This window comes from Aliiroseovarius marinus (assembly GCF_050881025.1).
Taxonomy (GTDB): Bacteria; Pseudomonadota; Alphaproteobacteria; order Rhodobacterales; family Rhodobacteraceae; genus Aliiroseovarius; species Aliiroseovarius marinus_A.
Map to the genome: position 1 here is coordinate 1,022,993 of NZ_JBNNXQ010000001.1, position 12,268 is coordinate 1,035,260.

Consider the following 12,268-nt stretch of genomic DNA (forward strand, 5'->3'; position numbering starts at 1 on the left):
GATGCTTGTGATTGTCTCTCCGGCCAAACGGCTTGATGAAACACCGGCGCTGAATGGGGCGGGGACGTCACCGATTTTTCTGGACCAGGCTGAGATACTGGCTGAAACCGCACGCGGGGTCGGTGCCACAGGGCTTGAAAAACTCATGCATATTTCACCCAAACTGGGCGCGTTGAACGCAGAGCGGTTTGAAAGGTTTGGCAGCGGAGAAGGTGAAAAGCCGGCGATTGAAATGTTCGCGGGTGACACATATGCGGGTCTTGATGCCTCCAGTTTCGACGCGGATACACGCCGTTATGCGCAAGATCATCTGTGCCTTTTATCAGGGCTTTACGGGCTGTTGCGGCCTGGGGACCAGATCGCACCGCATCGGCTAGAGATGGGCACGCGAATGGCTAACCCGCGCGGCAAGAACCTGTACGAGTTTTGGGGCGACCGGATTGCCGAGGCGGTGAATGCGCGCGCGCGGGAGACTGAAAGTCAGGCTTTGGTCAACTGTGCCTCAAACGAATATTTCAGCGCGGTTTCCCCCACGGCCCTAGGGGTCAGGGTGATCACACCCCAGTTTCTGGATTTGAAGAATGGCACACCGAAGGTGGTGAGCTTTTTTGCCAAGAAAGCACGTGGTTCCATGGCGCGGTTTATTGTGCAAAACCGGCTGCGCGATGTTGAGGCCCTGAAAGATTTTGACTTGGGCGGCTACCAGTTTCAACCAGAGCGTAGTGAAGGTGACACGCTGGTGTTTCTGCGCGACGCGGCGTAATCACGATTCAGGCAACGGACAGCGGGCAGCTTTGGGGCAGTTGGTGAGGATCTCGTCAAAAATGGCGGGCTTCTTGAGCGGCTTTGTCAAATGCTCGTCCAAACCGTGCGACATGATTTCTTCGGCATCCCCAGTCATCGCATGGGCCGTCAGGGCGACAATGCGTGTTCGATCCAGACCGGTTTCCTTTTCATAAGCGCGGATTCTGCGGGTGGCTTCTTTCCCATCGACTTCGGGCATTGAGATGTCCATGAAGACAAGGTCGGGATCAAAGCTCTTGAACAGGTCGATCGCTTCCTGTCCGTTGTTGGCAAACTGCAATTCTATATCCAGTGTTTTGACCAGTTTTGAGAAGACCAACTGGTTGGTTTTATTGTCCTCTGCGGCCAGCACGCGCATGGCGCGCGCGTTGATTGACTGTTCTTCAGTTGGCTGGTCCGGAGCGCTCGGTTCGCCGGATGCGCAAATGGATTCCACTTGATCGCGGAACTGGTTGACGGCTTCAAAGAAGGCGCTGCGAAGAACCGGGGTGTGAAGGACGTGAATATCTGGTGCGCTGATTTCGTTGCTGATTGTCTGGGCAGAATGTGGCGGACAGAGGATGAACACCAGTGGGGTAACCGCGTCGGATTTTGAAGTGGCTTCAACTTGTTCCTGCTGAAGGCATCTCCAACCCTTTTCATCCGTGAAAATCGCAAGAGGTTTGGTCGCGGGCAGGGTATCAGATAGATCACTTAACTCTGTCTGGAAACCCAGTGAGGACAGGCGCTTCTCTAAGATCGTACGGTCAAGGCCGGGTTCCATGAACAGCTGAACGGGGCCGCGTTTTTCCGGCAGCGACGGTGGCGTGATATGCTCTTCCACAGGCAAGGTGATATGGAAGCCGAAGCTTGACCCAACGCCTTCCTGACTGTCCACCCAGATTTCGCCCTTCATCAGCTCGACGATCTGCTTGGTGATGGCCAGCCCCAGCCCGGTGCCTTCGAATTTACGATTGCGTTCGTCTTCGACCTGGTTGAACTCACCAAAGATGTGAGCCTGCATTTCATCTGGGATGCCAATCCCGGTATCTTCGACTGTGATGTGAACGCGTTGTTGATCATCTTCGCCTACCGGCAGCCCAATGGCACGAATGATGACGTGACCCTCGTGGGTGAACTTGAGGGCATTCCCAATCAGGTTGGTGAGCACCTGCCGAATGCGCGCGGCATCTCCCATGAATTTTGACGGCATAAGGATGTCGAGGTCGACGCAGAGTTTAACGCCTTTTTCCTGCGCCGAAGGTTGAAGCAGCGTCACAACTTCAAGAAGGATCGCTTCAAGGTCGAACGGTTCAGGATGAAGCGAAAGCTTGGCGGCTTCGATCTTTGAATAGTCCAGAACATCATTGATGATCGACAAAAGCGCCTCTCCGGAGGTGCGGATCGTGTCTACGTAAAGCCGTTGCTCGTCATCCAGATCGCCTTCGGCCATCAGTTCGGCCATCGAGACCACACCGTTCATCGGTGTACGAATCTCGTGGCTCATATTGGCAAGGAAAGCGGATTTGGCGCGACTGGCGGCCTCTGCCCGGAACCGGGCGTCTTTCAATTCTGTCTGATAGTTGATGGTTTCGGTGATGTTCAGCCCAAGGCTAACCATGTCGCCATCACGCGAGCGGCGGTCGACAAGTTTGATATAGGTGCCATCCCAAAGGCGAATGACATGAGGGTCACGCCGAGGTGCACGCCAGCGCGAAAGCATCATGTCGCGCCAGGCAAGAGGACGCAGGTCGCCAATATCCACGATACCTTCTTCGGTCGCGATATTCAGGATTTCCGTATAGTGGATGCCGGGCGCCACACATTGAAGCCCGTCAAACGGTTCCAGATACGCCGTGTTGGCGGCGATCATCCTGTCGGTCTGATCGAAGACCGCAAACCCATCTTCTATGGTTTCCAGCGAATCCCACAGGCGCCGCTTGGCGATCACGACCTCTTTGTTGGCCTTTTCCAGGTCGGCGCGAACCTGGGTGTTCTCACCCTTGATTTCCTCGACCACTTCGCGGGTCTCGATGATCTCGTCCGAAAGCGAGAGAGCATGTTTGGACAGCACGCGGTTCGCGTCCGACAGCTCGGCCTGTTTTTGGGCCAAAAGCCGTTCGGCGGCCATTCTGGCGCGCCTTTCCTGGGCAAGAATATCTTCGATTTTCATCCCTGGTTCTCCAGTGCATGTGCTGTCGGAAACAGCATCGCGCAACAGGGTGAACAGGAACTTAACGGGAACGAGAAAATTTGAGGCAGATGTGAAAAACCCCAGCGCTGGGCCGGGGTTTCATCAAATCAATCTTCGTCGTCGCCATTGTCTGGCAGGTTGAAGAAACTGTCCGCATCGGGCAGCGCTTCTTCTTTCTCTTCCGGAGCATCCGACAGGGTGAAGGTTTCCAGCCCCTCGATGGCCGAAGGCATCTTTGGCTCGGTGTCCATGACGAGGCTTTGTTCGGTCGATACCAGCTTGCGACGCTCGTCATCCGACATGACGCCGCCTTCTTTGGCCTTCTTGGCCGCCGCCTTCTGAACCGCCTGGTCCAGCTCGCTTTGTTTGCAAAGACCAAGAGCGACCGGGTCAATCGGTTCCATATTCTGGATATTCCAGTGGGTGCGTTCACGGATCGACTGGATCGTGGGTTTTGTGGTGCCGACAAGTTTCGAGATCTGGCTGTCGGCCAGTTCCGGGTGGAACTTGACCAGCCAGAGGATCGAGTTTGGACGGTCCTGACGTTTGGACAGCGGTGTGTAACGCGGTCCGCGGCGTTTCTCTTCACCGGTGGCAGCCGCATAGAACTTTTGCTTCAGCTTGTGCAGCGGGTTGTTTTCGGCTTTCTCGATTTCTTCCGCATCAAGCTGGTTGTTGGCGACAGGATCAAAACCCTTCACCCCCGTGGCCACATCACCATCAGCGATGCCCTGAACCTCCAGTTCGTGCAGGCCACAGAAATCTGCGATCTGCTTGAAGCTCATCGTTGTGTTGTCCACCAGCCAGACAGCCGTGGCTTTCGACATGATCAGTTTGCTCATCTGAACACTCCTTACGAATTTGGCCCGGATACAACTTTCCCGCGCCCTGGCTGGGCTGTCTGGCGTCTTTGGGACTTTCCAGACCGGTTTCCGTTGTCGGGGAACTTGAGGCCTATATAAGGGAGAGGTGTCAAATTGGGAAGGGCAAATGCGTAAACTGGTATTGGGTGGCATGATGTGGCTGCTGGCGGCAACCGGCCTGTGGGCTGATGGCGAGGCTGCGGGTGATTTTGACTACTATGTTTTGGCGCTGAGCTGGTCGCCCAATTGGTGCGCGATCGAAGGTGATGCACGGGGATCAGAACAATGCGGTGCAGAGCGTGATCTGGGCTGGGTCGTTCACGGGTTGTGGCCGCAATACGAAGACGGCTGGCCCAGCTATTGCCGCAACTCGGCGCGCCCGCCGTCGCGCGGAATGACCAATGCACAGGCGGATATTTTCGGCGCTGGCGGGGCTGCGTGGTATCAATGGAAGAAACACGGCACCTGCGCGGGGCTGGAGGCCGAAGACTACTTTGCGTTGGCCCGCCTAGCCTATGAGCGCGTGAACCGCCCCGAAGTGCTGCGCAAGCTGAAAGACCCGGTGCGCCTGCCCGCCAAGCTGATCGAAGAAGCCTTCCTGCAGGCCAATCCCGAGTGGGAGCCGGATATGCTGACCATCACCTGTCGCGGAGACCGCATTCAGGAAGCGCGCCTGTGCCTGACTCGCGACCTTGAGCCGCGCATCTGCGCACGCGACGTGCGCCGGGATTGCTCGGCCACAAAGGCGCTTCTTGATCCTGTGAGGTAACCATGTCCCTGTTGAAACGCTTCTTTTCAGCCCTCTCCCCCGACCCGAAAGAGGTCGAGGCCGAAACTCGAAAATGGTGGGTGACCTGCAAAACCTGCGGCCACAGCAAGAACCTGTGGGAGGTCGGCGGTGTGCGTTACAAGGCGACAGGCACCAAAGCCAGCCGGGGGTTTTGTTCAAAATGCGGGCAGAAACGTTGGCTGAAGATTCACAAGAGGGACGAGGTCTGAGAAACAAGCTGCTACAGCCTTATACGGCTGCCACTATGAGAAGTGCTATAGGCTTCACCGCAAACATCCTGAGTAGTCAGGATCGTCGGCAGATATTGGCACCCTAAGAACTTTGATTGCGCGATCGTTCAGATATACCATGTGCGGGTGCCGGACAGCATCATGCAGGTCTGTTTCGTTCGCGGATACAGACAATCGTACCGTGTTGTTGTCCAGCCAAGTGATGCCGATCCCATTTGATGATCCAGCATTTGCGCTGTGAAGATTGCCGCCACCGGAGCCTCCACCCGATATGCGACATTGAAAAAGGGCTTGCGTTGTCGGAGTTTCCCCCGGGAAAAGACTGGTGGTGTAGAAAGCATAGCATACACCATCTGGAGATAGGTGTTTTGGGCCATCACAATGGCTTCCTACCGTTGGGTGGGCGAGCATTTGCCAGACGGCGAAAGCTGCGGTGGCTAGCAGAAACAGAATCGACCACTTGCCATTCATTTTTTCTCAAACCTCCAACACGATCTTCCCAATATGCGTGCTGGTTTCCATGCGGGCGTGCGCCTTGGCGGCGTCTTCCAGCGCGAAGGTCTGGTCCATCACCGGGGAAATGCGGCCGGCATCCAGCAAGGGCCAGACCTTCGCGGCCAGTTCCTCGGCGATGCGGGCTTTGGCAAGGTCGGATTGCGGGCGCAGGGTGGATCCGGTGACGGTCAGGCGTTTGGCCATGATCATCGCGAAGTTGATCTCGGCCTTGGGACCGGACAGGAAGGCGATGTGGACCATGCGGCCATCGGGGGCCAGTGACTTGATGTTGCGCGCGATATAGTCGCCGCCCACCATGTCGAGCACCAGGTTCGGGCCGCCTTCGGACCTCATCACCTCGACGAAATCCTCGGTCTTGTAGTTGATCGCCCGTTCTGCGCCCAAGTCGCGACAAACCGCGCATTTCTCGTCAGACCCGGCGGTGGTGAAGACCCGCGCGCCAAAGGCACTGGCCAGTTGGATCGCCGTGGTGCCGATGCCGGAACTGCCGCCGTGCACCAAGAACCGCTCGCCTGCTTGCAGCCCGCCGCGCATGAACACGTTGGACCAGACGGTGAAGAAGGTTTCGGGCAGGCAGGCGGCTTCTTTCATGCCCATGCCATTGGGCACGCGCAGCGCGTGGGCCGCCGGGGTTGTGACATATTCCGCATAGCCACCGCCGGGCAGAAGCGCGCAGACCTTGTCGCCCACGGCCCACTGCGTGACACCATCGCCCACGGCCACAACCTCGCCCGAGGCTTCAAGACCGGGCAGGGGGCTGGCGCTGGGGGGCGGGGCATAGCTGCCGGCGCGTTGCAGCGCATCGGGGCGGTTCACACCGGCAAAGGCCACCTTGATCAGGATGTCACCGGGGCCGGGGGTCGGCACGGGCTGTTCGCTCAGCTCAAGAACCTCGGGACCACCGGGTTGGGTGATCTCGATCGCGCGCATGGTTTTGGTCATTCACTGTCTCCTGACGGGTCTTCGGGCGTCCAGCGCCCCGGATATTGAGGGTTCGGCGCGCCCGGCGCGCGGATCGTATCAAGGATCTTGCCCGGCCCGGACATGAACGCCTTGTAAAGCGCCGATCCGCGCGCCTGCCCCTTGATCTTTTCGATCTGCATCACGTCGTCGATGCGGCGGTCCAGAAAGGCCCATGTGGCCTCGTTGCCTTCGCTATCGTCACCCAGCCAAAAGAGCACAACCGAGGAATAGACCGCCGAAAGCGTGGCGCGTTTCGTATACCAGTTCAGATCGGTCGAGCTGTCGCCCAGCGTCTCCCAGATCAGCCCGCAGGTGGTCCACAGCGCCGCGGCCCCGTCGCCCGCATTTTGCGGCAGCGCAAAGAACGCCATGCCCTTGCGCACCAGTTCCTTATCCGCAACCTCCAGCCGGTAACGCACGCCCGCCGCGATCCGATCGCGAAAGCGCATCTCGTCCAGATCAGCCGCGTTCAGGCGGTCCACCATCTGTCCGTCGCCCCAGCGGTGATAGGCCAACGCCAAATCCAATGCGCCACGGGGAAAAATCGCGCGGGCCTGGGCTTCGGTCATGTCGCAATCCTGAGCGGCGGCAGTGAGCGTGGCCTCGCTCCAGCCGTCAAAGGGGACATGGCTGATCGCGGCGTCGAGTAATCTGTCTTTATCTGTCATGGGGCATTACCTCGCATCTGAGGGCGAACTGGACAAGAGCGCATGCGCCTGCTACATGGGCGCTTCCTGCAATTCTGCAAACTCTAACTTAGAAAGGTGGTGACAACCACATGCAGGTTTCGGTTCGCGATAACAACGTAGACCAGGCGCTTCGTGCGCTGAAGAAGAAACTTCAGCGTGAAGGTGTCTTCCGCGAGATGAAGCTTCGGCAACATTTCGAGAAGCCCTCCGAGAAGAAAGCGCGCGAGAAGGCTGAAGCGATTCGCCGTCAGCGCAAGCTGGCTCGGAAAAAAGCGCAACGTGAAGGTCTTTTGTAAGATCTGATCATTGTTCGGTGGGTGGGTTGTCAACCGCCCGCCAAAACGACCCCCGTAGGCTTCCGCTTCCGGGGGTTTGTTTTTTCTGGGGTGTCGCTATGGTCATCTTATGACGTATCGAGTGACCGTAATCGCCAGTTATCCCCGCAATGCAGATACCGTCTTTGCCGAGGCCTGCGAGTTTTCCGAGCTGGTCGAGGCGATGAAAGGCATTGCATCATATGACGGGCTGCCCGATGGCCCGGCCCAAGAGGGTCAGACCTATATTGTCGACGTGACATTGTTCGGCGTGATCAAAAACCCCGGTCACAAGATGATGGTCGAACGTTTGGACCGACAGGCCCGCATTCTTCAAAGCCGCGAAAGCAACCCATCCGTTCGTCGTTGGGATCACGAATTGTCGGTGCAACCCGATGGGGCAGAGGGGCAGGGCGCTCTCTGGACTGATACGGTTGAGATCGATGCCCCCCGCAATGCATGGTTCACCGCCCAGTTTGCACGGTTCGTTTATACACGACGCCACAAGAAACGGGGTGCCGCGCATCTGACGTCCAAGGTTGAGCGGATCTGACGATCAGCGTGCGCGCCATGCGTCCAGAATATAGCGGCTGGTCATCAGGTCCAGATGCGCACCACCGCCGTTCTTATAAAGCGTGATGTCGTCAGGCTGGCGGGTAAAAACTCCCGTGGCATGATCATAAAGATCGCCCGCCACATCATCGCGGTTGATCACGCCGCGTGCCAGCGGGTCTTTGAATTCACCGATGTGATCCAGAACCGTATCGCGGCTGTCCATGAACAGCCGCGCACGGGTCAGGGCCACGTCATCAACCTCGCGCATGTCGGGGCGATAGGCGCCGATCAGGTCCAGATGCTGGCCGGGTTTCAGCCACTCACCCTTGATGATCGGGTCCGTCGTCATGGTGGCCGATGTGATGATATCGGCTTGCGCCACGCCCTCTTCCAACGAGGTGATGGCAGTGGTCTTGTCGCAATCGTCGGCAAAGCGCTGGGCGGCCTCAGGGCTTCGGTTCCAGATCAGGTACCGCGCGGCAGGGAAGAGCGCGCTATAGGCTTCGCGCAGGTTGCGCCCGACAGTGCCCGCGCCGACGATCAGGATCAGTTTGCTGTCGGGTCGCGCCAACAGCCGCGCGCCCAGCACGCTGTCACCGGCCGTCTTCCACTTGGTCACCAGATGGAAATCCACGATGGCCTCAAGCCCCCCGGTGGTGTCATCGTAAAGGTTCACCGCGCCATGGATCATAGGCTCGCCCCGCCCCGGATTGCCGGGCATGATATTGGCTGTCTTGACCGCACTGCCCAGCCCGTCAATCCAGGCAGAGCGGGTCAGCATCGTGTCCTCACCGCGATACAGGAATGTATCGCCAATTTCGGCTTTGGGTTTCAGATGTCCGTCCAGAAGTGCATCGGTCAGGGCGCGCCAATCAAGCCTATCATTGGCGTCAAACGGGATCATGTCCGGGGTCACAGGTCGGTCTCCTTGATCAATCCGCGCGCGATCAGATCATCGGCCCAATGGCGCGGGTCTGTAAAGTGATGGGTTTGCCAGCCACGGGCGCTGGCGGTGTTGATATTGTCGATACGGTCATCTGCAAAAAGCAGCCTTTTGGGGGAAATCCCACAATCTGCCTCGACCATGGCATAGATATCTGGGCTTGGCTTGGTCACCCCCATATGGCCGGAAATATAAAGCCGGTCAAACTCGTCAAAGAACGCATGGGCATCGCGGGTGATCGCAAAACTGCCGCGCCCGATATTGGACAGCACAAAAACCGAAATGCCGTGGGCTTTGAGTGCGCGCATGGTGGCAACAGACAGGTCGATTACCGGGCTGGCCAGATCCAGCCAGCGATCATGCCACCAACGGATTTCCGTGCGAAACTCGGGGTATTTTTCGGCAGTGTCGTAGACGATATCGCGAAAATCCCCGCCACGGTCCACAAGCTCGTTCATGAAGTGCAGGTCAACCGCGTCAAACATCGCCCGCCGCCGTTCTTCGCCGATCCAGCGGTCGTAGTGCTCTTCCGGTTGCCAGCGTAAAAGCACATTGCCAATGTCAAAGATGATGGCTTCAGGGCGGGGCGCAATTGTGTTCATGTGGGGGACGTTAGATCAAAGCTACCCCGATGCAAGCACCCAATTCAGCCCATCGCCGCGCGACCATGATACTCTACCAAAGAGGCAAGATCTTCAGGGGCTGTCGAGGCGGGGATGCAGGCATGTGCATTCGGACTGAGCGCGAAAAGGGATCCATCCGAAAAGAAGCTTGAAGAGGTCACGAACACAACGCGGGCATCAGGGCAGCGAAAGCGCAGAAAATCCGCGAGTGCGACGGATTTGCCATCCAGTTCCGCATTCATCACCACCACGTCAAAACAAGCATCATTCATGATCTGATGCGCACCCTCTGCGGTCAGGGCACAAGACACTTCTGCCCCTTGCCGTGACAAGTGACCCTCCCAGACCTTGGCCAGGTCCGGATTGGCTTCGATGATCAACACCCGCATAAGCGCTCTCCTGCGCAAGTATCGCCCTGAACGTACAACTTGCCTATTCATTTATCTGTGAGCGGTTAAGGGGAAAGGTCGCAAAATATGGTCATTCGTGACGCAGGCGGGCCCTGTCACGCCGGAAAACACGTTGTGTTTCGAAGGGAAATCCGGTTGAACCAGAGCAGATAACGGAGAATGCGATGACCACCTGGATTACGGTGTGCGACACCTGCAAACACGATGATTGGGCTGCGCGTGGGATGGAAAAGACCGACGGTGAAGCCTTGGCGGAACTGATCGAGGCCAATGCGGAAGGCACCGGAATTCGCACCCGCCGTGTGTCCTGCCTGATGGGTTGTGACAACAGCTGCAATGTGGCCATTCAGGCCCCTGGCAAGCTGGCCTATACGTTGGGGCGGTTCGAGGTAAGCGCAGAGGCGGCTCAGGGTATCGTAGACTATGCCAGTGAACATGCCGAAAGCGAGACCGGTCAGGTGCCCTATCGCCAGTGGCCCCAAGCTGTGAAAGGTCATTTTGTCACGCGCCACCCCCCCTTGCCTGACGCCGAATGACCATGCCAAAGCGAGATCACGGAGGCGGTCTGGACGCCGCCATCGCCCGGTTCGGCGGCACCCGTGAGGGCTGGCTGGACCTGTCCACCGGGATCAATCCCGTGCCCTACCCCGTCGGAGATTTCGCATCCGATGCGTGGAGCGCCCTTCCGGATCAAGGGGCGTTTGACCGGCTGGAGGATGCTGCGTGCAAGTTATGGTCTGTGCCCGAAGGGGCTGGCATATTGGCAGCACCAGGTGCATCGGCATTGATTGCGCGTATCCCTTCTCTGCTGCCTGCAGCAGAGGTACAGATCGCGGGGCCAACCTATAACGAACATGCGGCAGGATTTCGGGCGCAGGGTTGGAACGTGGTGGACCACGCGGCCCCCGCCCGTGTTGTGGTGCATCCAAACAACCCCGATGGCCGGACATGGGCTGGTCTGGATGTTGACCGCCCGCTGACCGTCATTGACGAAAGTTTTTGTGACGTGATGCCCGGTGACAGTTTGATTGAATTGGCCACAAAACCCGGCGTGCTGATCTTGAAGAGTTTTGGGAAATTCTGGGGGCTGGCGGGGCTGCGACTTGGGTTTGTGATTGGCGATCCCGAGCTGATTAACCGGCTGCGCGAAGCGATTGGCCCGTGGCAGGTCTCGGGCCCGGCATTGGAGCTGGGCGCGCGGGCGCTGGGCGATCTCGCCTGGGCAGAGGCCACGCGCGCACGGTTGACGCAAGATGCTGCGCGGCTGGATCAGCTGGTGGGCGCTCCGCTGGTGGGCGGCACCTCTCTGTTTCGCCTATATGATGTGAAGGATGCGCGCGCGATGCAGGACAAGCTTGCCCAAGCCCATGTCTGGTCGCGCGTCTTTCCGTATTCAGATGGCTGGCTGCGCCTTGGCCTGCCTCATCCAGACCGCTGGGGTCAGTTGGAGGCCGCGCTATGAGCTGTGTTGGTGTACTGGCGCTGGCGCTGCTTCTGGATGCGCTGTTCGGAGAGCCGGATTGGTTGTGGAAACGCCTGCCCCATCCGGCAGTCCTGATGGGGCGGGCCATTGGTTGGCTGGAGCGTGGTTTTAACGAAGGTGATGGCCGTTTCATGGCAGGTGCCATTGGGGTGACAGTTTTGTCTGCACTTGCAGGGCTGATCGGCTGGATCATCCCGCATTTACCTTTCGGGGGGCTTTGGGAAATCCTCATGGTTGCGGTGCTTCTGGCGCAGAAATCGCTTGCGCAACATGTTCAGGCGGTGGCCGATGCGCTGCGTCAATCCACCGATGAGGGACGGCAGGCTGTTGCGATGATCGTCGGGCGCGATACGGATGGCATGGAAGATGACGCGATTGCTCGCAGTGCAATCGAAAGCGCGGCTGAGAACTTCTCGGATGGGGTGATTGCACCCGCCTTCTGGTTCCTCGTCGCCGGATTGCCCGGCATGATGGTGTACAAGATGATCAACACGGCCGACAGCATGATTGGCTATCGCAACAAGCGTTACGAGCAGTTTGGAAAATTCGCCGCGCGGGTGGATGACGTCATGAACTGGGTGCCCGCGCGGTTGACGGCGGTGATCATGTTGGGGGCAAGCCGGCGGTGGGACGCATGGCGCCTGATCCGCCGTGATGCCCCACTGCACCGATCCCCCAATGCAGGCTGGCCCGAAGCGGCAATGGCCGCCACGTTGAACGTCGCCCTGTCAGGCCCGCGCGCCTATGATGGAGAGATGCGTGAATTTCCCTGGGTGAACGGCGAAGGCGCGCGCAATATTGGCGCCAAAGAGGTCGATCAGGCGGTGGATATGCTGTGGTCTGCCTGGCTTGTCGGGCTTGGCGTTTTGATCCTCTGCGCTATTGTGACCTGACCGCGCCCCAACTCGTTTC

16 protein-coding genes are annotated in these 12,268 nt (G+C 58.4%); 8 read left to right on the top strand and 8 right to left on the bottom strand.

The features are described from left to right. Position 1: 1 nt before the first annotated feature. Complete coding sequence (gene yaaA, locus ACRY08_RS04840; protein ID WP_432448713.1) at positions 2-763, top strand: peroxide stress protein YaaA; 762 nt, start codon at positions 2-4, stop codon at positions 761-763. Here yaaA and ACRY08_RS04845 read toward each other — a convergent pair whose 3' ends face one another. Both ACRY08_RS04845 and ACRY08_RS04850 read right to left on the bottom strand, forming a co-directional pair. Further along, positions 764-2,956 (bottom strand): ATP-binding protein, encoded by a 2,193-nt coding sequence (locus ACRY08_RS04845; RefSeq protein WP_432448714.1) that lies wholly within the window; start codon positions 2,954-2,956, stop codon positions 764-766. Between the two features lie 128 nt (positions 2,957-3,084). Next, entirely contained in the window at positions 3,085-3,819 is a 735-nt protein-coding gene (locus ACRY08_RS04850) for a DUF1013 domain-containing protein (RefSeq protein WP_432448715.1), read from the bottom strand. Between the two features lie 148 nt (positions 3,820-3,967). Here ACRY08_RS04850 and ACRY08_RS04855 point away from each other — a divergent pair, with 148 nt between their 5' ends. Beyond that, positions 3,968-4,609: a ribonuclease T2 family protein gene (locus ACRY08_RS04855; RefSeq protein WP_432448716.1), complete on the top strand. Its 642-nt coding sequence runs from the start codon at positions 3,968-3,970 to the stop codon at positions 4,607-4,609. Between the two features lie 2 nt (positions 4,610-4,611). Then, entirely contained in the window at positions 4,612-4,839 is a 228-nt protein-coding gene (locus tag ACRY08_RS04860; RefSeq protein WP_432448717.1) for a hypothetical protein, read from the top strand. Positions 4,840-4,967: 128 nt separating this feature from the next. Here ACRY08_RS04860 and ACRY08_RS04865 read toward each other — a convergent pair whose 3' ends face one another. From ACRY08_RS04865 to ACRY08_RS04875, 3 genes are all read right to left on the bottom strand, one after another. Continuing rightward, a complete protein-coding gene (locus ACRY08_RS04865) occupies positions 4,968-5,237 on the bottom strand; it encodes a hypothetical protein (RefSeq protein WP_432448718.1) in 270 nt (89 codons plus the stop codon). A 100-nt stretch (positions 5,238-5,337) separates the two neighbouring features. Continuing rightward, positions 5,338-6,318 (bottom strand): NAD(P)H-quinone oxidoreductase, encoded by a 981-nt coding sequence (locus tag ACRY08_RS04870; protein WP_432448719.1) that lies wholly within the window; start codon positions 6,316-6,318, stop codon positions 5,338-5,340. Then, the gene (locus ACRY08_RS04875; protein ID WP_432448720.1) at positions 6,315-7,007 is read right to left on the bottom strand and encodes a COQ9 family protein; all 693 of its coding nucleotides are present in this window, start codon (positions 7,005-7,007) and stop codon (positions 6,315-6,317) included. The genes ACRY08_RS04870 and ACRY08_RS04875 overlap by 4 nt, the downstream gene beginning before the upstream one ends. Positions 7,008-7,117: 110 nt before the next feature. On the opposite strand from ACRY08_RS04875, the gene rpsU reads away from it, so the two are divergent. Both rpsU and ACRY08_RS04885 read left to right on the top strand, forming a co-directional pair. Then, entirely contained in the window at positions 7,118-7,324 is a 207-nt protein-coding gene (rpsU, locus tag ACRY08_RS04880) for a 30S ribosomal protein S21 (RefSeq protein WP_018302784.1), read from the top strand. 109 nt (positions 7,325-7,433) lie between these two features. Then, positions 7,434-7,895: a hypothetical protein gene (locus ACRY08_RS04885; protein ID WP_432448721.1), complete on the top strand. Its 462-nt coding sequence runs from the start codon at positions 7,434-7,436 to the stop codon at positions 7,893-7,895. Positions 7,896-7,898: 3 nt separating this feature from the next. Here ACRY08_RS04885 and ACRY08_RS04890 read toward each other — a convergent pair whose 3' ends face one another. The 3 genes from ACRY08_RS04890 to ACRY08_RS04900 are packed head-to-tail and all read right to left on the bottom strand — an operon-like array spanning position 7,899 to position 9,852. Continuing rightward, positions 7,899-8,813 carry an ornithine cyclodeaminase family protein gene (locus ACRY08_RS04890; protein ID WP_432448722.1) on the bottom strand — a complete coding sequence of 305 codons (915 nt, stop codon included), beginning with the start codon at positions 8,811-8,813 and terminating at the stop codon, positions 7,899-7,901. Beyond that, on the bottom strand, positions 8,810-9,442 hold the full coding sequence (locus ACRY08_RS04895) for an HAD family hydrolase (protein ID WP_432448723.1): 633 nt from the start codon (positions 9,440-9,442) through the stop codon (positions 8,810-8,812). The genes ACRY08_RS04890 and ACRY08_RS04895 overlap by 4 nt, the downstream gene beginning before the upstream one ends. A 44-nt stretch (positions 9,443-9,486) precedes the next feature. Further along, positions 9,487-9,852, bottom strand: coding sequence for a hypothetical protein (locus ACRY08_RS04900; protein ID WP_432448724.1), 366 nt, complete (start codon positions 9,850-9,852; stop codon positions 9,487-9,489). Positions 9,853-10,037: 185 nt separating this feature from the next. On the opposite strand from ACRY08_RS04900, the gene ACRY08_RS04905 reads away from it, so the two are divergent. From ACRY08_RS04905 to cbiB, 3 genes are read left to right on the top strand one after another with little or no spacing between them, the layout of a single operon-like run. Then, on the top strand, positions 10,038-10,409 hold the full coding sequence (locus tag ACRY08_RS04905; protein WP_432448725.1) for a DUF1636 family protein: 372 nt from the start codon (positions 10,038-10,040) through the stop codon (positions 10,407-10,409). Beyond that, complete coding sequence (locus ACRY08_RS04910) at positions 10,406-11,335, top strand: threonine-phosphate decarboxylase (RefSeq protein ID WP_432448726.1); 930 nt, start codon at positions 10,406-10,408, stop codon at positions 11,333-11,335. Before ACRY08_RS04905 ends, ACRY08_RS04910 begins: the two co-directional genes overlap by 4 nt. Further along, positions 11,332-12,249 carry an adenosylcobinamide-phosphate synthase CbiB gene (gene cbiB, locus ACRY08_RS04915; RefSeq protein WP_432448727.1) on the top strand — a complete coding sequence of 306 codons (918 nt, stop codon included), beginning with the start codon at positions 11,332-11,334 and terminating at the stop codon, positions 12,247-12,249. Before ACRY08_RS04910 ends, cbiB begins: the two co-directional genes overlap by 4 nt. The last annotated feature ends 19 nt before the right edge of the window (positions 12,250-12,268 follow it).